The 1,252-nt window shown below is 66.1% G+C and carries 2 pseudogenes; both read right to left on the reverse strand.

The annotated features are described in order from the left end of the window. Positions 1 to 585 (reverse strand): annotated as a pseudogene (locus NBG84_RS37355) (electron transfer flavoprotein subunit alpha/FixB family protein); the annotation flags it as partial. A gap of 481 nt (positions 586 to 1,066) precedes the next feature. Continuing rightward, positions 1,067 to 1,252 (reverse strand): annotated as a pseudogene (locus NBG84_RS37360) (electron transfer flavoprotein subunit beta); the annotation flags it as partial.

Raw genomic sequence — 1,252 nt, forward strand, 5'->3', positions numbered from 1 at the left:
TTCGGGGCGTCCGGTGGCGGTGCGGGGTGTGTTTTGGGTGATGTGGGTGGTGGGGGTGGTTGGGGTGGTGGGGGTGAGGGTGGTGTGTTGGGGGGTGGTGGGGTGGGTTTGGATGGGTGTTGAGTTGGGTTTGATGGTGATGATGGGGGTGCCGTGGGTGGTGTGGGAGTGGGTGGTGTAGGAGGCGGCGAAGGCGGTTTGGGTGGTGGTGGGTCCGTTTTTGGTGGGGGTGATGTCGGTGGCGTCGGTGATGAGTCCTGAGTTGGTGCGGAGGGCGAGGCGTGCGGCGATTTCTTTGTTGTCGGTGGTGGAGGTGATGAGGACGGTGGTGGGTTGGGTTTGGGTGTAGGTGGTGTGGAGGGCGTTGAGGTGGGGGGTGGTGTGGTGGGTGGTGTATTCGGGGGCGTCGTGGGTGTAGATGTGGGTGGCGCCGTGTTCGGCGAGGGTGGGGATGGTGTCGGTGGCGCCGGGTCCGAGGGCGAGGGCGATGGGGTTGCCGAGGCGTCGGGCGAGGGTGAGGAGTTCCAGGGTGGGTTTGCGGACGGCGCCGTTGAGGTGATCGACGTAGACCAGGACATCAGCCATGAGACTTTTCAACTCCTACAGACAAACGACGAAGAGGGGATGGACGACGAAGGGCGACGTCTAAGAGGGGGAAGGACGACGAAGGGGAGCGTTGGAGAGGGGGTGGCGGGGGGAGGGTTGGGGTGTTGTGTTGCGCGGACCCCGGGGTGCGGTGCGGACCGGACCGGGGTGTGGTGTGGATCGGACCGGGGTGTGGTGTGGATCGGACCGGGGTGTGGTGTGGATCGAGTCTGGTCGGTTGGTCCAGTGGATCGGGTCTGGTGGGTCGGTCCAGTGGATCGGGTCTGGTGGATTGGTCCAGTGGATTTGGCCTGGTGGATTGGTGGGCCTGGTGGTGTCGGTTCGGGGTTGGGTGTATCGGACCGGGGTGTGGTTGGGGTGTGTTCGGTGTGCGGGTCTGGTGGGCGGTGGGCCCGGCCTCTGGTGGCCTGGTGGGTCGGGTCTGGTGCTGTGGATTGGGTTGGTGTGGTGGGGTGGGGGGTTAGATGAATTTGTGGGTGGCGAGGTAGTCGGCGATGTGCCGGCCGCCTTCGCCTTCGTCTTTGATGATGGTGCCCGCGGTGCGTGGGGGTCGGGCTACGGCGTCGTCCACGGCGGTCCACGCTCCGGTGGATCCGACCTGGCCGGCGTCGAGGCCGAGGTCGTCGAGGTCCCAGGAGGTGACGGG

The sequence above is a fragment of the Streptomyces albipurpureus genome (assembly GCF_023701525.1).
Lineage (GTDB): Bacteria > Actinomycetota > Actinomycetes > Streptomycetales > Streptomycetaceae > Streptomyces > Streptomyces albipurpureus.